19 protein-coding genes and 1 pseudogene are annotated in these 20,297 nt (G+C 65.3%); 12 read left to right on the forward strand and 8 right to left on the reverse strand.

Annotated features, from left to right (window positions below):
- Positions 1-211: 211 nt before the first annotated feature.
- Positions 212-1,111, forward strand: a complete 900-nt coding sequence (gene bchL, locus H6G16_RS01390) for a ferredoxin:protochlorophyllide reductase (ATP-dependent) iron-sulfur ATP-binding protein (RefSeq protein WP_190388542.1) — start codon at positions 212-214, stop codon at positions 1,109-1,111.
- Between the two features lie 18 nt (positions 1,112-1,129).
- The gene (locus tag H6G16_RS01395) at positions 1,130-1,819 is read left to right on the forward strand and encodes a potassium channel family protein (protein WP_242036099.1); all 690 of its coding nucleotides are present in this window, start codon (positions 1,130-1,132) and stop codon (positions 1,817-1,819) included.
- Here H6G16_RS01395 and H6G16_RS01400 read toward each other — a convergent pair.
- The 5 genes from H6G16_RS01400 to pyrC all read right to left on the reverse strand — a co-directional run bounded on the left by H6G16_RS01400 (position 1,791) and on the right by pyrC (position 9,192).
- Entirely contained in the window at positions 1,791-4,925 is a 3,135-nt protein-coding gene (locus H6G16_RS01400) for an efflux RND transporter permease subunit (protein WP_190388544.1), read from the reverse strand. The genes H6G16_RS01395 and H6G16_RS01400 overlap by 29 nt on opposite strands.
- 38 nt (positions 4,926-4,963) lie before the next feature.
- Entirely contained in the window at positions 4,964-5,179 is a 216-nt protein-coding gene (locus tag H6G16_RS01405) for a DUF3136 domain-containing protein (RefSeq protein ID WP_190388545.1), read from the reverse strand.
- Positions 5,180-5,235: 56 nt separating this feature from the next.
- Positions 5,236-6,573 carry a cation:proton antiporter gene (locus H6G16_RS01410; RefSeq protein WP_190388546.1) on the reverse strand — a complete coding sequence of 446 codons (1,338 nt, stop codon included), beginning with the start codon at positions 6,571-6,573 and terminating at the stop codon, positions 5,236-5,238.
- Entirely contained in the window at positions 6,573-8,063 is a 1,491-nt protein-coding gene (locus H6G16_RS01415; RefSeq protein ID WP_190388547.1) for a bifunctional orotidine-5'-phosphate decarboxylase/orotate phosphoribosyltransferase, read from the reverse strand. The genes H6G16_RS01410 and H6G16_RS01415 overlap by 1 nt, the downstream gene beginning before the upstream one ends.
- 76 nt (positions 8,064-8,139) lie before the next feature.
- Positions 8,140-9,192 (reverse strand): dihydroorotase, encoded by a 1,053-nt coding sequence (gene pyrC / locus H6G16_RS01420; protein ID WP_190388548.1) that lies wholly within the window; start codon positions 9,190-9,192, stop codon positions 8,140-8,142.
- A 125-nt stretch (positions 9,193-9,317) separates the two neighbouring features.
- Here pyrC and H6G16_RS01425 point away from each other — a divergent pair, with 125 nt between their 5' ends.
- Both H6G16_RS01425 and H6G16_RS01430 read left to right on the forward strand, forming a co-directional pair.
- Positions 9,318-9,542: a DUF3136 domain-containing protein gene (locus tag H6G16_RS01425; RefSeq protein WP_190388549.1), complete on the forward strand. Its 225-nt coding sequence runs from the start codon at positions 9,318-9,320 to the stop codon at positions 9,540-9,542.
- 104 nt (positions 9,543-9,646) lie between these two features.
- On the forward strand, positions 9,647-10,879 hold the full coding sequence (locus H6G16_RS01430) for an FAD/NAD(P)-binding oxidoreductase (RefSeq protein WP_190388550.1): 1,233 nt from the start codon (positions 9,647-9,649) through the stop codon (positions 10,877-10,879).
- Here H6G16_RS01430 and H6G16_RS01435 read toward each other — a convergent pair.
- From H6G16_RS01435 to H6G16_RS01445, 3 genes are all read right to left on the reverse strand, one after another.
- Complete coding sequence (locus H6G16_RS01435; protein ID WP_190388551.1) at positions 10,876-11,955, reverse strand: acetate kinase; 1,080 nt, start codon at positions 11,953-11,955, stop codon at positions 10,876-10,878. The two genes, H6G16_RS01430 and H6G16_RS01435, sit on opposite strands and share 4 nt — an antisense overlap.
- Positions 11,948-12,976, reverse strand: a complete 1,029-nt coding sequence (locus H6G16_RS01440) for an AraC family transcriptional regulator (RefSeq protein ID WP_190388552.1) — start codon at positions 12,974-12,976, stop codon at positions 11,948-11,950. The genes H6G16_RS01435 and H6G16_RS01440 overlap by 8 nt, the downstream gene beginning before the upstream one ends.
- 95 nt (positions 12,977-13,071) lie before the next feature.
- Positions 13,072-13,377 carry a hypothetical protein gene (locus tag H6G16_RS01445; protein ID WP_242036093.1) on the reverse strand — a complete coding sequence of 102 codons (306 nt, stop codon included), beginning with the start codon at positions 13,375-13,377 and terminating at the stop codon, positions 13,072-13,074.
- Positions 13,378-13,498: 121 nt separating this feature from the next.
- On the opposite strand from H6G16_RS01445, the gene H6G16_RS12935 reads away from it, so the two are divergent.
- The 8 genes and pseudogenes from H6G16_RS12935 to H6G16_RS01480 form a co-directional block, all read left to right on the forward strand.
- Positions 13,499-13,645: a hypothetical protein gene (locus tag H6G16_RS12935; RefSeq protein ID WP_242036094.1), complete on the forward strand. Its 147-nt coding sequence runs from the start codon at positions 13,499-13,501 to the stop codon at positions 13,643-13,645.
- Positions 13,618-14,718: a magnesium/cobalt transporter CorA gene (gene corA / locus H6G16_RS01450; RefSeq protein WP_347238751.1), complete on the forward strand. Its 1,101-nt coding sequence runs from the start codon at positions 13,618-13,620 to the stop codon at positions 14,716-14,718. The genes H6G16_RS12935 and corA overlap by 28 nt, the downstream gene beginning before the upstream one ends.
- 68 nt (positions 14,719-14,786) lie before the next feature.
- Entirely contained in the window at positions 14,787-15,821 is a 1,035-nt protein-coding gene (locus H6G16_RS01455; protein ID WP_190388554.1) for a PstS family phosphate ABC transporter substrate-binding protein, read from the forward strand.
- A gap of 7 nt (positions 15,822-15,828) precedes the next feature.
- Positions 15,829-16,797, forward strand: coding sequence for a CHAD domain-containing protein (locus H6G16_RS01460; RefSeq protein ID WP_190388555.1), 969 nt, complete (start codon positions 15,829-15,831; stop codon positions 16,795-16,797).
- A gap of 33 nt (positions 16,798-16,830) precedes the next feature.
- Entirely contained in the window at positions 16,831-17,013 is a 183-nt protein-coding gene (locus tag H6G16_RS01465; RefSeq protein WP_190388556.1) for a hypothetical protein, read from the forward strand.
- A gap of 148 nt (positions 17,014-17,161) precedes the next feature.
- On the forward strand, positions 17,162-18,715 hold the full coding sequence (locus H6G16_RS01470) for an iron uptake porin (protein ID WP_190388557.1): 1,554 nt from the start codon (positions 17,162-17,164) through the stop codon (positions 18,713-18,715).
- A gap of 232 nt (positions 18,716-18,947) precedes the next feature.
- Positions 18,948-19,925 (forward strand): phosphate ABC transporter substrate-binding protein PstS, encoded by a 978-nt coding sequence (gene pstS / locus H6G16_RS01475; RefSeq protein ID WP_190388558.1) that lies wholly within the window; start codon positions 18,948-18,950, stop codon positions 19,923-19,925.
- Between the two features lie 171 nt (positions 19,926-20,096).
- Positions 20,097-20,297: pseudogene (locus tag H6G16_RS01480) on the forward strand (porin); the annotation flags it as partial.

Raw genomic sequence — 20,297 nt, forward strand, 5'->3', positions numbered from 1 at the left:
ATCGCCCCAATCTCAGCCGGGAGCTCTGCCGGGGGACGGCTGGGGCGAGCTTGTTTTAGGTACTTTCACTCATGCATCTGTGTGTGGATCCGCATGAATGTGGTGGGGATGTTTCGCTTTGCGCGCCTGGCCCTCATTGGGCATCCCGACAGCGTTTGGATGGCTGAAGCCTGTTCCTTGCGTTGGGGTTGACCTGGCGCTTCCCTCCAGCATGACGACCACACTGACGCCTCCCCAGCTCTCGCGCCCCGATGGTGAGGGCAGTGTGCAGGTGCATCAAGACGCCACGATGGCGATTGAAGAGGGAGCCCTGGTCTTGGCCGTGTATGGCAAGGGAGGCATCGGCAAATCCACCACGTCGTCCAACCTTTCAGCGGCCTTCTCGAAACTGGGCAAGCGGGTGCTGCAGATCGGCTGCGATCCCAAGCACGACAGCACCTTCACGCTCACGAAGAAGATGGTGCCCACCGTGATCGACATCCTCGAAACTGTCGATTTCCATACCGAAGAACTGCGGCCCGAAGATTTTGTGTTTGAGGGCTACAACGGGGTGATGTGTGTGGAGTCTGGCGGCCCGCCGGCGGGCACTGGCTGTGGTGGTTATGTCACGGGCCAGACCGTGAAACTGCTCAAGGAGCACCACCTACTCGAAGACACCGACGTGGTGATCTTTGATGTGTTGGGCGATGTGGTGTGTGGCGGTTTTGCCGCTCCGCTTCAGCACGCCCACTACTGCCTGATCGTGACGGCCAACGATTTCGACTCCATCTTCGCGATGAATCGGATCATGCAGGCCATCAATGCCAAGGCCAAGAACTACAAGGTGCGCCTTGGCGGTGTGATCGCCAACCGCTCGGAGGAGACCGACGAAATCGACAAATTCAATGCCCGCACCGGCCTACGCACCATGGCCCATTTCAAGACCGTGGATGCGATTCGCAAATCCCGTCTAAAGAAGTGCACCATCTTCGAGATGGAGCCCACTCCCGAAGTGCTGGCCGTGCAGCAGGAGTATCTCAACCTGGCCCAGCGGATGCTCGACGACGTGGAACCCCTGGAGGCCGAATCCCTGAAGGATCGCGAAATCTTCGACCTGCTGGGCTTCGACTGACCGACCACGGAGGTGGCGATGCCAAACAGCTATGCCCAGCTGCTGGGTGTCTGCCTGCTCTTGCTGGTCAGCTTCACCCTGCCCCAACCCTGGAATCGTCTATCCTCGCTGGGCTATCTGCTGATGGCCCTGGTGATGGTCCGGGGTCTGGGCAATCCCACCAGCAGCTTGCAGTTCGGCACGGTGCCCCGCCGGCTGTTCAAGGGGCTGGGGGTGGCGGCCATCGCGGTGGGGGTGCTCTGGTACCTCACCCCGCTGGATCTGCGCAGCACCGGTATCCCCGTGATTGCCCTCTGGGCCCTGTTCAGTGGTTGGAGCGCCATTCGCCTGATCCGCAGCTTGGCCCAGGAGCGGCGGGTGTCGGATGCGGTGCTGCGGGGCGCCTTAGCGGGCTACTTAATGCTCGGCTTGGCCGCCGGTTTGCTCTGTTGTGCACTGGAGACGATCGATCCGAACAGCTTCAGCAACGTGAACCTGTCGGCGCAGGATCTGGGCCAGAGCAGCCCGGTGTGGGGCCTCAATTTCGTACGCCTCAACTACTTCGCCTTTGTCAGTCTCACCACCATGGGCTATGGCGATGTCACCCCCCAGACCCCCCAGGCCCAGATGGTGAGCGTGGCAATCGCCACCGCGGGCACCTTCTACGTGGCTGCGGTGATGGGCGTGTTGATCAGCCGTCTCACGGTTCAGGAAGCCCAGCAGCCCTAGGCCGTCGCCCTTCCCAGCCCTTCACCAACCGGTAGATCACCGGCACCACGAACAGGCTCAGCACCGTGGCCACCAGCAGGCCGGAGAACACCACCGTGCCGATGCTCACCCGGCTGCCGGCGCCGAAGCCCCGGGCCAGCAGCAGGGGCAGGAAGCCCGCCAGGGAGGAGATGGCCGTGAGCAGGATCGGCCGCAGACGGGCGATGGCGGCACCCCGGATCGCCGTGTCCAGCGCGAGACCCTCGGCCATGCGTTGGTTGGCGAATTCCACAATCAGGATGCCGTTCTTGGCCGCCAGGCTCACCAGCACCAGAAGGCCCATCTGGCCGTAGACGTCCAGGGGCAAACCGCGCAGCATCAGCCCGCCGATGGCTCCCAGCATGGCCAGGGGCACGGTGACCAGAATGATGAAGGGGTCGGCGAAGTTGCCGTAGAGGGCCGCCAGCACCAGCACCATCACCAGGATGGCGAGGGCGAACACGCGCAGATTGTTCCCTCCGGCCCTGGCCTCCTCCCGGGCCAGTCCGGCCCATTCGAGGTCGGTACTGCCACCGAGCTGCCGTTGCACCTGCTCCAGGGTGGCCATGGCCTGGCCGCTGCTCACCTCGGCCCGGGGAATCGCCCGAATGCTGATCGAGCGCACCAGGCGGGTGTGGTTGATCGAGGTGGGGCCGCTGCCCTGGTCGACCCGCACCACCTGGGCCAGGGGGATCAGCTGGCCCTCACGGGTTTTGACCTGCAGGGCCAGTACGTCATCGGCGTTGCGCCGTCCGGCTCCATCGAGCTGCACGATCACCCTGCGCACCTGGTCGCTCTCGAAGCTGTCGTTCACGTAGTCGCTGCCGAAGCTGGCGCCGAGGGTGTCCACCACGGTGCTGAGATCCACGCCCAGGGAGGCCATCTGCAGGCGATCGGGCACCAGTTGCACCAGGGGGGCTCCGGCGCTGAAGCGGGTGGACACCCGCTCGAAGCGGTCGGTGGCCCGGGCGGCGCGGATGAAGGCCTGGGCCTGCTGCTCGAAGTCGGACAGGCTGAGTTGGCCGTTGCTGCTGTCGAGCAGTTCGAGCTCGAGCCCCCCCTCGGCGCTGAAGCCCCGCACGGAGGGGGCCTCGCTGAGTTGCACCACGGCACCGGTGATGCGCCGTCGCAGCTGGGCGTCCAGGCGCTGGGCCACGGCGCGCGTGGAGGCCTCGGCGCCCTGGCGCTGCTCGATCGGGGTGAGGCGCAGGTAGAAGATGCCCTTGTTGGGACTGCTGTCGCCGAAGGAGCGCCCGGCGTAGAAGTTGGCCCGGGCGATCAGGGGTTCGGCGGCCACCACCTGCCGCACCTGCTCGAGCACCCCTTGGGTCTGCTGCAGCCCCAGCCCGTCGGCCAGGATCACCACCCCCCGCAGCTGGCCGTTGTCTTCCTGCGGGATGAAGGACTTGGGCAGGGTCCGCAGGGCACCGCCGGTGAGCAGCAGCCCGGCCAGCAGCAGAGCCACCACCAGGCGCCGCCGCGCCATGGCCCAGTCCAGCCAGCGGCCGTAGGGGGTGTCCAGAGCTTCCAGCCAGCGCCGCGGCGGGTCGATCCAGCGCAGCAGCCAGGCCGGTTCGCGCTGTTGGGGACCCAGCAGCCGGCTGCCGGCCACCGGGGTGAAGCTCAGGGCGTTGAGGGTGGAGAAGGCGATGGCGCCGCTGATCGTGATGGCGATCGGGGCATAGAGGCGGCCCAGGCTGCCGCCCAGGCCGAGCACCGGGACGAACACCACCACCAGGGCCAGGGAGGTGGCCACCACGGCTCCGCCCAGTTCGGCCATGGCCTCCCGGGCCGCCTGCAGGGGCGGCTTGCCGGCCTCCAACCGGCGGCCGATGTCCTCGCTCACCACGATCGCGTCGTCCACCACCAGGCCGCTGGCCAGAACCAGGCCGAAGAGGGTGAGGGTGTTGAGTGATTGGCCCGCCAGTTTCAGCACGCTCAGCGAGCCGATCAGGGCCACGGGCACGGCGGCGGCGGTGATCAGGGCCAGCCGGCTGTTGCCCAGGCCCAGCAGCAGCACCACGAACACCAGCAGCACCGCATCCCGCAGGCTGTCGAGGGTGCCCTGGATGCTGCCGCGCACGAAGTCGGCCTCATCCACGATCAGCTGTTGCTCGATGCCGGGGGGGAACTGGGGGGCGAGTTCCGCCAGGGCCCCGTTCACCGCTTCGCTCACGGCAATGGCATTGCTGCCGTCGCGCTGGTAGATCACCACGGCTACCGCGGGCCTGCCCTGGAGGTTGGTGGCGATGGTGTCGTAGGTCTCGCTGCCCAGGGCCACCCGGCCCACATCCCGCAGCAGGGTGACGCCGCCATTGGCGCTGCGGGCCACCACCAGCTGCTCGAATTCCGCCGGCGTGCGCAGGCGCCCTTCCATCCGCAGGGGCAGGGTGATCACCTGGCCGGCGGGGCTGGGGGCCTCTCCGGCCTGGCCCAGGGCCGCCAGCACGTTTTGCTGTTGCAGGGCCGTGCGCACGTCGCTGATCGTGAGGCCCCGCTCCTCCAGTCGCGCCTGATCAAGCCAGAGGCGGAAGGCCAGGCTGCTGCCCCCGGAGAGGGTGACGTTGCCCACCCCAGGCACCCGCTGCAGGCGCTCCTTCACCACCTGATCGAGCCAGCCGCTCAGGAAGGTGTCGCTGTAGAGGCTGGGGTCGGCATTGAAGCTCAGCACCATCAGCAGGTCGTCGGAGCTGCGCCGCACCTGCACCCCAAAGCGCGCCACCGGGGCCGGCAGTTGCCGGGTCACCACCGCTGCCTCGTTCTGGGTGTTGATCTGGTTGAGTTCCGGGTCGCCGCCCTCAAAGCCCAGGGTGATCGCGCTGCCGTTGGCCGAGCTGGTGGAGCGGATGCTGTCGAGCCGTTCGAGGCCGTTGAACTGCTGCTCGAGCAGGGCGGTGACCCCCTGTTCCACCACCTCGGGCCCGGCGCCCGGGTAGGTCGCCCGCACCGTCACCCGTCCCGGCGCGATCGGCGGCAGATTCTCCACCTGCAGCACCGGCAGACTCACCAGCCCGGCCAGCAACACCAGCAGGCTCACCACCAGGGTGAGCACGGGCCGGCGCAGAAAGGGATCAGAGATCGATTTCATCAGCGCCGCTCAGTTGCGCTTCGGCGGGATGGGAGGCGTCAGGCCAGGTCCCGCTTCAGCACCACGCAGAGGTAATCGGGGGCTTTGTAGCGACTGGGCAGGCAGATGTGCAGCTGCTCCAGCCGGCTCCAGCACACGGTGCGCTGAATGGCCGCCACGGTTTTACCTTCCTTGAGCAGAAGCCGCAGCGCCTTGCAGTACAGCGAATAGTTGGCTTCGAGTTCCCCGATGGTGAGTCCCTGGCTGCTGCTCATCGCGCGGGTGGCGTCCAGGAGTAGCGAAGACGCTGTTCAACCATACGGCGCGGTGTTCAGTTCCCTGCCGGGGCCACGAGTCCAAGCCGCACGCAGAGCCGGGGCAGGGTGAGGCCCTGCGCCAGCAGGTTCACCAGCACCACGATGAACACGATGCTCTGGGCGTTCTGGGCCAGGGCCCCCACCGCGGCAGGGGAGACGCCGCGCAAATGGCCGATCTGGTTGACGGCGTTGTACGAGAGAGCCAGGGGCACCGCCCCCCGCAGCCCGCACCACGACACAAACAGGCTCTCCTTGCGGTTGAACGGCGAGAGCGATTGAAAGGCCAGCACGCTGAAGGGCCGCACCACCAGCATCAGCACCGCGGCCGAGGCGAGTCCCACCGGCAGGGCGGGCACCAGGCTGGCGGGGGTGACCAGCAGACCAAAGATCAGGAACAGACAGATCTCGGCCATGGTGTTGAAGGGGAGCAGGGCTTCCTGGATCGATTCGTGGTTGAACTCCGCCTGCCGGTAGCGCATGTTCGTCATCAGCAGGCCCGTGGTGTACACGGCGATCAGCCCGGCACCGCCCAGCAGCTGGCAGCTGCCGTAGTCGATAAAGGCAATCGACATGGCCATGATCAACAGCTGGGATCGGTCCTGGGCCAGTTGATCGATCACGAACCGGGCCACGTAGCCGAACAGGGCACCGATAACCAGCCCACTGGCCACCTGCTGCACGAAACTGCGGAGCGCCTCCACGAGCACGCCGGCCGCCCCTATGGGCGCCCCATCGGCCTGGCCCGTGGTGAACAGGCCCGCCACCAGGCCGAACAGCAGCAGGGCGGTGGGATCGTTGACGGAGGACTCAAATTCCAGCAGGTGCTGCAGCCGTTCCGGCACGAGTTGCCGCACGGAGGCCAGCACGCTGATCGTGGCTCCCGCATCGGTGGAACCCAGGCAGGCCGCGATCAGCAGGGCCGCTCCCAGGGGCATCGCATCTAGGGTCCCTGGGGAGATCGCATCCCCCCCTGCCGAGGACAGCAGCCAGATCAGACCGCCGAGCAGCAGGGTGGCCAGCGCCACGCCCCCCACGGCCAGGGCCAGGCCGTAGGGGAGAAAGCCCCGAATGGCCTGGATGTCTGTTTTCAGGCCCGCATAGAAGAGCAGCAGGGCCAGGGCGAAGACATGCAGGTTTTCCGCCTGCTGGTGGGTGATGTCGAGGTAGTTGATGTTGATCGCCAGCCCCAGCAGCAGCACCCCGAGGATCGCCGGCACCCCCACCTGGATCGAGAAACGGCTGATCGCCAGGGTGCCCAAAAACAGCAGCCCGATGAACAGCACCTGGCCTTCCACCGGAATGGTGTCAATGGCGACGCCCTGGGGGGCCTGGGCCAGGAGGGCGGGGACCATCACGCTGGGTCCGGACCGCCAACGGCGACCAGGGTGGCGGCCTGGGCGTCGCTCAGCCGGCCCGCGCCGTGGAGCACCCGGGTGATCCGGGCGATGTCGAGCACCGCATGGCAGCGATAGCCGGCTGCGGCCAGGCGCTCCCGGGCCCGGCGGTCGTGGTCGCCGCCGTGGTCGATGAACACCACCACGTCCTGCACCACCAGACCCGAGCTCTCGAGCTTGGCAATGCCCTCGAGCACGCTGCCGCCGGTGATCAGGATGTCGTCCACCACCACCACCCGGTCGCCCTCGTCGAAATCCCCCTCGATCAGGCGCCGGGCCCCGTGGGCCTTCACCTCCTTGCGCGGGTAGATCAGCGGCTTGTGCAGTTGCAGCGAGAGACCTGTGGCCGTGGGCAGGGAGCCGTAGGGGATGCCCGCGATGCGGTCGAAGTCGAGCCCCTCCAGCTGGTCGGCATAGGCGTGCAGCACCCGGTGAAACAGGTTGGGGTCGGAGATGATCTGGCGCAGGTCGACGTAGTAGTTGAAGACGGCTCCCGAGGCCTGCACGTACTCGCCGAACAGCAGGCAGCCGATGTCGAACAGGTCGACGATCAGGCTTTCCAGGGGATCGGCGGTCCGTTCGCTGCCCGGCAACCACAGCACACAGGCGTTGGCATCGCGCTGCTCAACCTTGGCCAGCCACTGCTCCCGCCTGTGGGTGATCGCGTGCTTGAGGGCCTCGGCCCGGGAGGCCATGTCGTCTTCCACCAACAGGTTCTGGGGCAGGGGCAGCAACAGCCCGTCGGCGGCCGCACTCAGGCCCGCCTGCAGCATCGCCTCCAGCTTCTCCTCTTCCCCCCAGAGGCTGCGCAGGATCAGGAAGCGCTCCGGCGCCTCCGCCCGCACCCGGGCCAGCACCTCCGGATCGCTGGTGCCCACCTCCAGCAACAGTTGGTCCGGTGTGGCCCACAGCTGGGTTTCGCGCACGATCCGCACGTAGAGCGGGTCGCCTTCATCCGGGTGGTGCTGGATCACCCGGGCCGCCTGGTTGGAGCTGTGGCAGGTCATCACCACCGCCTTGCCCGGGTAAAGCAGGAAGGGGGCGGCAATGTCCTGGCCCGCCAGGGGCGAGAGGGTTACCGCATCGGCCCCCAGCTCCTTGAACAGGTAGTGGGCCAGGGCCGAGGAGGAGTTGAGGTCGCCGTGCTTGGCGTCGACGATCAGGGGCAGGTCGGGCGGCACCAGGTCGCGCACCTCCAGCAGCAGCTCCAGGCCCACCGGGCCCAGGGCCTGGTAAAAACCCAGGCTGGGCTTGTAGGCGCAGACGTGGGGGGCCGTGGCCTCGATCACCGCCTTGATCCAGTGGCGGGCCTGGCTGAGAAAGGAGCGCCCGGCCAGGCCGCGGCGGGCCGCCCAGTTCTGCAGCATCTCCGGGTTGGGATCGAGCCCGGTCACCAGCAGCGACTGCCGGTCGGCAATGGCGTCGGTGAGTTGAACGAAGAAGCCCATCGCCCACAGGCTGTCTGGGCCTGTTGCTAGGCCAGCCGTCGCCCCTGGGGCGAGCTGGCGACACACCTCGTTGTAATCAGGCCAGCTGCCAGGGCAGGGTTTCACCGGCGTGGAAGGGCACCAGCTCCACCGCGGTGCCGGCCGCATCGTTGAGGTGCAGCCGGTTGGGCACCTCCAGCGGCTGCCGCTCCAGGGTGATGGTGGCTGCGTTGCGCGGCAGGCCGTAGAAGCGGGGGCCGAATTCCGAGGCGAAGGCTTCCAGCTTGTCGAGGGCGTTCTCCCGGTCAAACACCGCCGCGTAGCTCTCGATGGCAAAGGGGGCATTGAAGATGCCGGCGCAGCCGCAGGCCGCCTCCTTGGCGCTGCGGGCGTGGGGGGCCGAATCGGTGCCCAGGAAGAATTTCGGGTTGCCGGAGGTGGCGGCGGCCCGCAGGGCGATGCGGTGCAGTTCCCGTTTGGCCACCGGCAGGCAGTAAAAGTCGGGCCGGAGGCCGCCGGCAAATAGGGCGTTGCGGTTGATGTGCAGGTGGTGGGGCGTGATCGTGGCGGCCAGGTTGGCCGGGCCGCTGCGCACGAAATCGACCGCATCACTGGTGGTGATGTGCTCGAGCACCACCTTGAGCCCGGGGTGGCGCGCCAGCAGGGGGGCCAGGTGCCGCTCGATGAACACTGCCTCGCGATCAAAGATGTCGATGTCGCTGCTGGTGACCTCCCCGTGGATCAGCAGCGGCATGCCGATCCGCTCCAGGGTGGCGATCACGGGGGTGATCGCCTCAATGGACGTGACTCCGGCGGCGGAGTTGGTGGTGGCGTTGGCGGGGTAGAGCTTGCAGGCCACCCAGGCGCCCTGGCGGAAGCCCCGTTCGATCTCAGCGGGGTCGATAGCGTCGGTGAGATAGGCCGTGAGCAGGGGCTCGAAGCGGCTGCCATCCGCCAGCGCCTCCCGGATGCGCTGGCGGTATTGCAGGGCCGCCTCCACCGTGGTGATCGGCGGGCTGAGGTTGGGCATCACGATCGCCCGGGCGAATTGCCGCGCCGTTGCCCCCGCCACGGCCTGCAGCATGGCCCCATCGCGCAGGTGCACATGCCAGTCGTCGGGCTGGCGCAGGGTGAGCTGCTGGATTGGCATGGGGGCTGCTGGGAGGGCGAACGGGTAAGGATTCGTGTCGAGATGGCTGTGTCGCCGCGGGCACAGTGACCCTTCTTTAGCGTCGCCTAGCAGCTGTTCCCAGCGGCCTCCCTCGATTTCCCCCCATGCCCGTTGCCCCCAAGCCCACGATCGGCGAACTGGAAGCTGGCTATTCCGGTTGCTGCAAGGCGCTGCGTCTGCTGATCCGGGAGGGCCGAACCATTGAGGCGATTCAGCGCACGGTGGCCTGGGAGCGCCTGACCCTGCTCCACAAGTGCCTGCCCACCCGGTACAAAGCTCCCGACTATCTCTACGCCCTGCTCAAGCGGGAAGCGGCCCAGGCGGCCTGAGCCCCTGGGGTGGAAGTTTCCCTGCAAACCGCTGGCCTGGCGCCTCTGGCGTGGCTAGATCGGTGAGAAGGCATCCAGCCGCTGCCTGATCGGCGGCCTTTTTCATGGCCCATCACCAGATCCTGATCGCCGGCGGCGGGGCCGCCGGCATCACTGTTGCCGCCCAGCTGAAGCGGGCCCGTCCCTCCCTGGAGGTGGCGATTCTCGAGCCCTCTGGGGAGCACTACTACCAACCGGGGTGGACCCTGGTGGGTGGTGGCGTGTTCAGCCTCGAGGACACCCGGCGCGCGGAAGGCGATCTGATTCCCTCGGGTGTCACCTGGATCCGGGAGGCGGTGGCGGGCTTTGATCCGGAGCACAACTCCGTCACCACCGCCAGCGGCCAGTCCTTCAGCTACGACGTGCTGATCGTGGCCACCGGCCTGAAGCTCTGCTGGGACCGCATCGACGGTCTGACGGAGGCCCTGGGCCAAGGGGGCGTGTGCAGCAACTACAGCAAGGATTTCGCCCCCTACACCTGGGAGGCGATTCAGGCCTTTAAGGGTGGGAATGCGGTGTTCACCTGCGCGCCGATGCCGATCAAGTGCCCCGGAGCACCCCAGAAGATCGCCTATCTGGCCGACGACGTGTTCAAGCAGAAGCGCTTGAACGCCAAGGTGATCTATGCCACCGCCACGCCCGGCATCTTTGGCATCCCCACCTATGCGGCGCCCCTGCGGGAGGTGGTGCAACGCAGGGGCATTGATGCCCGCTACAACCACGTGCTCACCGCCGTGCGGGCCGCCCAAAAAGAAGCGGTGTTCCAGGTAACCGAAGGGGAGACCAGCCGCAAGGAGGTGATCCCCTACGACCTTCTGCACGTGACGCCGCCGATGGCGGCTCCGGATGCGGTGGCCACCAGCCCGCTGGCCAATGGGGCGGGATTTGTGGAGGTGGATCAGTTTTCGCTCCAGCACGTGCGCTACCCGAACGTGTTCTCCCTGGGGGATGTGAGCGGCATGCCCAATTCCAAAACCGCCGCCGCCGTGCGGGGTCAGGCCCCCGTGCTTGTGACCAACCTGCTAGCCCATCTCGATGGCCAGGTTGGGGCAGCGGCCTACGACGGCTACAGCTGCTGCCCGCTGATCACCGGCTACGGCAAGGCGATCATGGCCGAGTTCAACTACAAGGCTGAGCCCGTTCCCTCCTTCCCGCTCGACCCCACCAAGGAGCGCTGGAGCATGTGGTGGATCAAGCGCAAGCTGCTCCCGTCCCTCTACTGGAACCGCATGCTCACCGGCGCCCAGCACGAACGGCGTTTCATCCCCGGGGTGAAGGGGCCTGGGGTGAAGGCCTAACGGCCGGGTTCGGCCGCCAGACACTCCCGGGCCATCTGGCCCTCCTCGTCGGCGGCCACCTGCACCAGCTCGAACGGGGGCAGCCAGGCCAACGCCTGACGCAGCTCCTCCAGCAGGGCCCCGTCGTGTTCGCCGATGCCGCCGCTGAGGGCGATGGCATCCACCCCCCCCAGGCTGGCGGCCATGGCGCCGATGCCCTGCAGCAGCTGGTGGCGGAACACGGCAATCGCCAGCTCCGCGCCCGGGTGGCCGTCCGCCGCCGCCGCCGCCCGCAACTCGCGCATGTCGCCGCTGAGGCCGGAGAGGCCCAGCAGGCCGCTCAGGTGGTTGAGGGCCTGGTCGAGCTGGTCGGTGGTGAGGCCGGCCCGCAACTGGTGCAGGAGCAGCCCGGGGTCGAGGGAGCCACTGCGGGTGGCCATCACCAGGCCCTCCAGGGGGGTGAAGCCCATGGTGGTGGCGATGCTGCGGCCGTCGCGAATGGCGCAGAGGGAGCAGCCCGCACCCAGGTGGCAGCTGATCAGCCGCGCCACGGGCACCGTGGCGGCCACGTGCTGGTGGTTGAGGCCGTGGAAGCCGAAGCGCTGCAGGCCCGCCTCGCGCCAGGCCAGGGGGATGGCGTAGGTGCGCGCCTCCGCCGGCAGGGTGTGGTGAAAGGCCGTGTCGAAGCAGGCCCACTGGGGCGGTCGGGCTGGGGCCCCATCGAGCCAGGCCTGCATCCAGGCGATCAGCTGCAGGGCCGCTCCGTTGTGCAGCGGCGCGAGGGGAATCAGGCGGGTCAGATCGGCCACCACCGCGGGGCTCAGACGGGTGGCCCCGCGGTAGGCCACGCCCCCATGCACCAGGCGATGCACCACCCGTTCGATCTGAGGCCTCCAGGGTTCCAGCTGGAGCCGCAGCCAGGCGTCGATGGGCGGCGGCATCGGGCTGCCGGGGGCACCAATCCCCCCAGTCCAGCTGTGCTGCTCTTGCCAGAGGCGCTGCTGCTGCCGGTCCAGCACGGTCAGCTTGAGGCTGGAGCTGCCGGCATTGATGGCCAGCACCACCCCCGGGGTGGGGGCTGGCCAACCCTCAGCCATGCAGGCGCCGTCCTTCGCGCAGCACGTCCGAGGGGCGGATGCCGTAGACGCTGTGGAAGTCACGGCTGAAGGCCGAGATGTTGCGGAAGCCGAGCCGGGCGGAAATGGCGGCCACGCTGTCGCTGGCGGAGGGATTGAGCAGATGGTGTCGGGCCAGATCCAGCCGCTGCCGGCGGATCCACTGAATCGGCCCGCAGCCGAACCGCTGGCTGAAGGCCAGTTGCAGGTTGCGCCGGGAGTAACCGCTGCGCTGCTCGAGCTGGGTGAGGTTGATGGGCGCGTGCAGGTTGGCCTGGATCCACTCCAGCAACTCTTCAAAAATCAGTTCCCGCGAGAGTCCCTCGCTGCGTTGCTGGCTGCGCCCGGTTTGGCGCTCCAGCTGGGGGCAAAGGGCGAGGGCCAGGATGCGGTAGATGAGGTCGTCAAGTTGGAGCGCCGTGAGCTCCCCGGCGGCTTCGAGTTCGGGGGCGTCCACCAGGGCAAAAGCCCGCCGCAGGCTCTGGAGCAGCTCGGCCTGCCGCCCCTGGGCCATGGTGAGTACCTGGGGACGCTGCAAATCCGGGGCGAAACGGCGGCCGGAGAGGCCCACGCCGCCGATGGCAGCGGCGGTGTCCTGGAGCCGCTGCAGATCCACATGCAGCACCAATCCGTTGTAGTGATCGGTGGCGTAGCGGTATTCCAGACCGGGATTGAAGTACAGGGGGGATTCGGAATGGATGGCGAAGCTGTGGCCGTCCACCGCATAGGACGCAGCCCCGGAGTAGCAGATGTTGATCGCGCCGACGCCAGGGTTGTCGCCGATCGTGCCAACGATCGGACAGGTGTACCCGCAGGTGAGGGTGAGCGCGCCAGCGCTGGCGGTGCTGGCCCGGTGCAGGAAGGGCTGGGACTCGGACAAGCGGGGGGCAAACTCCCGCACCGGGAAGTGCTGGTTGAGTTTGTGCGCCAAGGCCTGGGGATCCCGGTCGACGACCGCCTGTTGGTCGTGGAAGACCAGGGGCAAGTGGGCGACGGGGTTCAAGCCACTCCTCAAGCTTTGGGGCGACTCTAAAAAGGCATCGCCATGGTGGCTACTAGCTGGAGACGGCCTTAATGCCTACTCCAGAACGCTTGTTGTCATGAATCCTCTTTCCGCGACTTCAACAGGAGGTCCTTGCTGTCTTTGAGCTCTTTCCAGATGCGCCGGATCTCGGCGTAGGCCTGTTCCTGGCTCACCTTGCCATTGCTTTGCAGGCCCACCACCAGCCCCACCCGCTCGGCAAAGGACTCGAGGTTCTGGTGAAACATCAGCCGCTGGGGCGTCCAGTCCGGACCCCTGTAGGCGGAGTGGGGCTCCATCGGGGCCCGCACGCCCTCGTCGTCGGGTTGAGCTTCCGGTGGCGTGGGACGCGACCCCGCTGTGGTCACAAGAGTTAGACCCAAGGCCTCAAAAATTAGGGCCTGCTGTTTAAGGAGTGGTGAAGGGCAGCTGGCGTGTGGCTTGCGGCACAGGCGGCTCGATGGCACGGGCCGCACCATGCCCAGGAACCGTTGGAGGTCTGGCATGGAGCACTCCCTGTCGAGCCGCTGGACCCAGGTGGTGCTATGCCTGCTGATTCAGGCCAGCATCGTGGGCGGCGGCGAGGTGCTGAGCCGCTGGCTGGCCCCAGCCCCCCTCTCGCCGTGCTGCGCCCCACCCCTGGTGCTCTGAACTCCCGCCTCCTGGAGGAGCGCCCCGCCGATTTGCCGGCCCATCTCTTTGTGTCGGGAGGGCGGCAGCAAACCTGTTTCAGTGCCGTGCTGTTTGAGCCGGAGGGTCCCCGGCTGCTGCCGCTTGACTCTCCGGCTGAGCTGCAGCGGTTGCATCGGCTCGGCTACCCCCTTTGGCTGCGGGTGATGGGTCTGGGCGATCGGCAGCGGGTGGAAGCCATGCTCGCCGTGCTGCAGGTGCCCTCAATGCTGCTGCCCCCCTTGCTCGAGGTGCCGCAGCGCTCGCGGGTGGACGGCCTCGGCGAGGCCCTGATCGTGGTGCTGCACCGGCTGAGCTTCGCCCGCGATCCCCTGCATCTGCTCAGCGCCCAGGTGGGGTTGCTGCTGCTGCCCAACCTGTTGGTCACCTTTGAGGAAGCGGCGGCGGGGGAGTCGTTCCCCGAGCTCACCGGGTGGCTGGAGTCGCGGGTGGGGGCGGTGGAACATCGCGACCTCGACGACATCCTCCACTTCCTGGTGGATGAACTGCTCGATGCCCTGTTCCCGATGCTGGAGCAGATCGCCAACCGCCTCGATGATCTGGAGGAGGCGGCCCTGCGCGACCCCAAGCCCAAACTGTTGGCACGGGCGTTTGTGCACCGCAGCAATCTGCGCACCATCCGCAACCAGGTGTGGCCCTTGCGTCACCAGATCCGGGTGTTGCTGCGCCAGCGCCAACAGTTGCTCGGGGCGGAGGCCCTGGTGGGCTTTCAGGAGATGGCCGATCTGGTGGAGCTGTTGTTTGAAAACTGCGAGCTGCTGCGCCATCAGTGTGATGCGATCACCCAGGCCTATGCGGCCAGCGTGGGTAACCGCATGAACCAGGTGATGAAAACGCTCACAATCCTCACCAGTATTTTTGCGCCGCTCACCTTCATTGGCGGCATCTACGGCATGAACTTCGCCAGCATGCCCGAGCTCAGTTGGCGCTATGGCTACCTCTACGCCCTGCTGCTGATGGCGATCGTGGCCCTGATTCAGTCCTACTGGCTGTGGCGGCGCGGCTGGTTCCAGGATTGGACGGCGCCCCGCTGAAGCACAACCTGGCCTTAACCGCCCAGACGCCTGACATCGCCCAGAGTTCTGTGGTCGTTGTAACCGTCATGGGCCCTGTTCTGCGCCTTGCCTGGCTTGCTCCGATCCTGGTCGTGATGCCGGTGTGCGTTCCGCAAGCCGCTGCCCTGGCAGCACCCGAGCCGATCCGCATCGGCGGCTCGAGCACGGTGTTCCCGGTGATGCAGGCGGCCATCGCGGCCTATCAGAAGGGCGGCGCCCATCGCCAGGTGCGCTTTGAGCTCAAGGAAACCGGCACCTCGGCGGGCTTTCGCCAGTTCTGCAGCGGTCAGTTGCCCCTGGCCAATGCCTCGCGTCCGATCAACGCCAAGGAGCTCAAGGCCTGTGCGGCCAAGGGGGTGACTTTCCTGGAGCTGCCCATTGGTTTTGATGCGATCACGGTGGTGGTGAATCCGCGCAACAGCTGGGCCTCGAGCATCACCACCCGGGAGCTGGCCCGTCTCTGGACTCAGGGGGCGGCCGGATCGGTGAAAAGCTGGAGCCAGGTCAATCTCGATTGGCCCAACCGGCCGATTCGGCTCTGCGGCCCTGGCAAGGATTCGGGCACCTACAATTACTTCAATAAGGCCATTAATGGAGATGAAGATAATTCAAGAGCGGATTACTTTGCCAGTGAAAATGACAACGACTTGGTGACCTGCGTCGCCAAGAATCCCGACGCTCTTGGCTATTTTGGGTTTGCCTACTACCAGGCCAACGCCAAGCGCCTCAAGCCCCTCAGCATTGTGGGCAAGAGGGGTGCGGCCCTGCCCTCTGTGGCATCGGTTCAGAAAGAGCTCTATGTGCCCCTCTCCAGGCCCCTGTTTGTCTACGTCAACGACAGGGCTCTGCGGCAGCGACCGGAGCTGCAGAAGTTTGTGACGTACACGATTAAAAATGGCCTCAATCTGGTGAGGCAAGCTGGCTATATCCCCATGCCTTCCAGCACCTACATGCTGGTGGAAACTAAGTTGTATCGGCACGTGTGCGGCACGGCCTTCGGTGGGGATCTGCCCGTGGGCCTCACCACTGGCCAGGCGTTGCAGCGCAGTCTCGACAGCATCAAGAAACCCGCCTTCCGCTGAACTCGGCATGGTGTTCCAGACAGGCTCTCCGCCCCTGAGCAATGGCTGCTTTGCCCGCGATTTGGTGCAGCGGCAGCTGGCCAAGTTGGTGCAGCTGCAGACACCGGTTTCCGAGGGCAAGGGAACCGAGCCCCTCCATCAGATGCGGGTCACCATGCGCCGGCTGCGCACCACGGTGGTGCAATTCGAACCGGCCCTGCAGCTGCCGCCAGCGATCAACGACCAGCGCCTGGCCAAATGGGTGCGGCGACTCGGGATGGCGCGGGATCTCGATGTGCTGCGCGAGCGCCTCGAGGATGGCTTTTTCCCCCAGCTGCCCGAAGCCGAGGCGAGGGCCCTGCGGCCCGTGCTCAAGCAACTGCGCCGGGAGCGGCAGCTGGCCTACGGCCATGTGGTGGAGGTGCTGCAGAGCCGCTCCTATTTGGAGGGCTTGGCCCAGTTGCAGCGCTGGTTGAAGCAGCCCGAATTCACCCGGTTGGGGGAGCAGCCGATCCGGGAGTGGCTGCTCGAATGGCAGGGGCCCTGCCTGGCCAGCCTGTTTCTCCATCCGGGCTGGCAGGTGAGCACTGCGGAGGGCGAGGTGGAGGTGCTGCACGAGCTGCGCCGCCAGATCAAGCAGGCCCGCTATCGCCTTGAGAACCTGTCGGCCCTCGAGGGCGCCCACACGGCCGGTTGGATCGGGCGCTTCAAGCAGGCGCAGGAGCTGCTCGGGGAATTCAACGATTTGCAGGTGCTGCAGCGCGCCATCAGCGATCAGGTGCCCGGCCCGTTGGAGGAGGTGCTGCCCCAGCTGGAGTGGCTGTTGGTGCAGCATCAACGCCACTGCTGGGAGCAGTGGCGCGAGCTGGCCGGCGATCTGCTGCCGTCCCGGCAGCGGCAGCGTCTCTGGCGGGCCCTGCTGCCCAAGCCGTGGCTGGCTCGGCCCTGGGCTTGGGTGAAGGGCGGGTTAAGGCGCGCGACGGCCCGCTTCGGCTAGAGGTTAGACAGGTGTCGTTGGTGAACTGCGTCCATGCTGAGCCCCAACTGTTTTTGGATGATGGGCGAGGAGCGCCTGGCCGACCTGGGTGCCCTGCTGGTGTTCAGGCACTGGTTGCATCAACAGCTGGCTGAACTGGCTGGCGAGGCCGAGGCCATCACCCTGGAGCAGCCGTCCGACTCCCCCGAGAGGTCCTTCGGCCGACTGTTCTTTTAGATCAGATACTGATGCATTGGATTGGCCACAATCCATGTGTTCTGGAACACCGCGCCTATGTAGTGCGCTTGCTCGTTGTACGCATCCTCCCTCGATAGGTTGCCGCTGACTTCTTTTGTGAAGTCACCCCTATCGGTGTGAGGACCCGATGACCCTTTCCAAAAAGCTGCTGCTGGCCCTGGCCGGCGCCAGCATGACGGCCCCCCTGGCCGCTTCCGCCCAAGATCTGGCCTCGTTGAGTGGCACCGCTGCCATCAATGAGTACATGCAACAGCAGGACGTTGATCGTTTCCGGGCCTGGGAATCGAAAAACCAGGTGACCAGCGTTACCCAGTTTTCCGATGTGCAGCCCACCGACTGGGCCTACCAGGCCCTGAGCAACCTGGTGGAGAAGTACGGCTGCGTGGCCGGCTATCCCAATGGCACCTACAAGGGTGGCAACGCCATGACCCGCTACGAAGCGGCTGCCCTGCTGAACGCCTGCCTCGACCGCGTCACCGAAGTGACCGACGAGCTGCAGCGCCTGATGGATGAGTTCAAGCAAGAGCTCGCCGTGCTCAAGGGCCGTGTGGATGGCCTCGAGAAGAAGGTGGGCAAACTGGAGGCCCAGCAGTTCTCCACCACCACCAAGCTGCGTGGTGAAGTGAGCATGATCATTGGCGGTGTGGATGATTGGATTAAAGGCGATGATAATTTTAACAAGACGGCATTTAATTATGACGTTCGCTTAAACTTTGATACCAGCTTTACAGGTAAAGACTTGCTAAAAACCCGGCTGCGTAGCGGCAATTTCTCGTCTGATCCATTTGGGAGCAGTGGCAACATCTTCAAGCTGGATAAGGCCGAGGAAAACGAGTGCGGTGATGGTAATGGCCAGTGCGTTAGCATTGACCGGCTCTATTACATGTTCCCTGTTGGCGATGAGGTGAAGTTGTCGGTTGGTGCGCTGATTCGCAACACCGAGATGCTCACCTTCCTGCCTACTGCTTTTAAGTCGGATATCCTCGACTTCTTCAATCTGGCAGGTGCCACGGGAACTTACAACAAGGCCACCGGTGCGGGTGCCGGCTTCTCTTGGAAGCAGAAGGTCAACAAGGGTGATCCTTTCGTGTCCTTTGACGTGAACTGGGTTTCGCAGGATGGTGGCGAAGGACCAGGCTTTGCGAGCTCCCAGATTGGTGCCTTCAACAGCGCCAGTGCCCAGAACATCCTGGCTCAGCTGGGCGTGAAGGGTCAGAACTGGGGTGCCGCCGTGGCCTATCGCTATGGTTCTGAGAATGCTCGTCTTCGAGACCCCAATAGTGCCCCTCGGACCCTTGACGCTGGTCAGGACAGCAACAGTGTTTCGGTTGCTGGTTTCTGGCAGCCCATGGACTCCGGCTGGGTGCCCTCCATTTCGGCTGGATTCAGCTACACCAACGTCTCTGAGGCCGATCCTGGCGAGGAGGACGTCTGGTCCTGGATGGCTGGTCTGCAGTGGAGTGACGTTTTCATGAAGGGCAATTCAGCCGGCTTTGCCATCGGCAGCCCGCTTTATATCGATGGCGAGATGGGCGTAATGTATGAGGTCTTTTATCGCTATCGTGTTTCTGATAATATTTCTGTTACTCCTTCTATTTTCTGGGTTAATAAAAACTATAATGATGACAATGATGGAGATAGCACCTGGGGTGGGGTGATCCAGACCACGTTCCGCTTCTGATCACCTGATCTCAATCGCTCTTCACGCAGTCCACAACAGTTACTCGCACACCTTCAGCCCCCCAGTAATGGGGGGTCTTTTTATTGGCTGTGTTTGATCGCGTGGATGGAGAGGGTGTTCGGCCTCGGCCAATGCTCGGCGGGCCGCCAATCTTGACCGCCCCTTAACCAAGGGATAACGACGGCTGGATCGACGCCTTGCTATCTAAGGTTTGACCCCAAAAGTCTTATCCATGACCTTCGCCAAGAAGGCCCTGATTGTTGGCACCACAGCTGCAATTGCAGCGGGTGCCGCCGCTTCGGCCCAGAGCGCCATCAATGGCGCGGGTGCTACGTTCCCCGCTCCTTTCTACCAGCGTGCCTTCGCTGATGGTGCTGCAAAGGGCATCCGGGTGAATTATCAATCGGTGGGTTCCGGTTCTGGTGTGCGTCAGTACGTGGCTGGTACTGTCGACTTCGGTGCAACCGACGAGCCGATCAAGAGTTCTGAAGCGGTCAAGGTAAAGCGGGGCGTGGTGCAGTTTCCCTCAGTGGGCGGCACGATCGCCATCGCTTACAACAACCCCAGCTGCTCCAACCTCAAGCTCACCCAGAAGCAGGCCGTGGATATCTTCCTCGGCAAGATCAAAACCTTCGAAGACCTGAAGTGCGGCAAGGGCAAGATCACCGTGGCCCATCGTTCCGATGGCAGCGGTACCACCTTTGCCTTCACCAATTCTCTCTCGGCCTTCTCGCCCGAGTGGAAGAGCAAGGTAGGTGAAGGCAAGAGCGTCAAGTGGCCCGTGGGTGTAGGTGGCAAGGGCAACGAGGGCGTGGCTGGCGTGATCGGCAACACCCCCGGCGCGATCGGTTACCTCAACCAGGCCTATGTGAAGGGAAAGATCAAGGCTGCGGCTCTGCAGAACAAGTCGGGCAAGTATGTGATGCCCACCTTGGCCGGTGGGGCCGCCGCGTTGAACAACATCAAGCTCGACGCCAATCTGGCCGGCGAAGATCCCAATCCGGCTGGAGCGGCGAGCTACCCCATCTCCACCCTCACCTGGATCTTGGCCTACGAAAAAGGCAACGGCCTCAAAGCCGGTGAGATTCGTAAGGCCATGATGTATCTGCTCGGTCCTGCCCAGAGCCAAGCCGACAACCTGGGTTACGTGCCCCTCAGGGGCAGCATCCTTGCGGCCTCGAAGAAGGCCGTGGCCCGGATTGGTAGCTGAGCGAATGCGGGGCTTGGCCCGATAAAGCCTCAATCAAGGGGGTACAGGGGGCTCATCGAGCCCCCTTTTTCATGGGCCGCGATCGCTGAGGTCACCTTCCAGGCTGCCTGCCTGGGTTGCGGCTCGGCGATGGAGGCCCGATAGGGTGCCGCGGTTTCCCGTGAGGACCCGATGTCCCGTCTTGCCCAGATCCTGCTGGCGTCAGCAACCGTCAGCCTGATCTCCCCATGCGCGGTGCTGGCCAAAGGGGGCGAGGGCCTCGATGGAGCAGCAGCCATCAACGACTACATGGAGCAGCAGGAGATCGACGAGCTCAAGGCCTGGCGATCGAAAAACCAGGTGACCAGCGTCAACCAGTTCTCCGACGTGCGC

This window comes from Cyanobium sp. FACHB-13342, from assembly GCF_014697415.1.
GTDB lineage: Bacteria > Cyanobacteriota > Cyanobacteriia > PCC-6307 > Cyanobiaceae > Cyanobium_A.